Source organism: Alcanivorax sp. UBA3183 (genome assembly GCF_002364155.1).
In the GTDB taxonomy this organism is placed as follows: Bacteria; Pseudomonadota; Gammaproteobacteria; order Pseudomonadales; family Alcanivoracaceae; genus Alcanivorax; species Alcanivorax jadensis.
On the sequence record NZ_DEXN01000014.1, the window covers coordinates 41,948 to 42,394 of the forward strand.

The window sequence follows — 447 nt, forward strand, 5'->3', positions numbered from 1 at the left end:
CCCTGGGCACTCTTACCATGCTGATCGGCCTGGGCACCCGCACCGCCCTGCTCGCCGCCATGAGCTACCTGCTGGCCCACTCGCTCTACAAGGGCGCCCTGTTCATGGTGGCCGGCATCATTGATCACCAGACCGGTCGCAAGGATTTTCTCGACACCGGCGGCTGGGCTCGCTACCTGCCCGTGACCAGCGCCTGCGCCGGCCTGGCCGCCCTGTCCCTGGCCGGGGTGATGCCCCTGTTCGGCTTTATCGCCAAGGAACAATTACTGGAAGCCGGCCTGAACCACGGCCATGCCCTGGCGCCACTGTTCAGCGCGGCCATCGTAGTCGCGGCCACACTGGGGGTGGCCGTGGCCGCCGTGATCGGTATTCGCCCCTGGTTCGGCAAGCCCGCCGCACTCACCCACAGCCCCAGCGAAGCGCCACCGGCCATGCTGCTGGGGCCGG

The 447-nt window shown here is 68.7% G+C and carries 1 protein-coding gene; it reads left to right on the forward strand.

Translation table 11 applies throughout. From position 1 onward, the window contains the following. Positions 1-447: proton-conducting transporter membrane subunit (locus tag B3Q33_RS05935; RefSeq protein WP_286827239.1), on the forward strand; the 447-nt coding region annotated here is incomplete at both ends.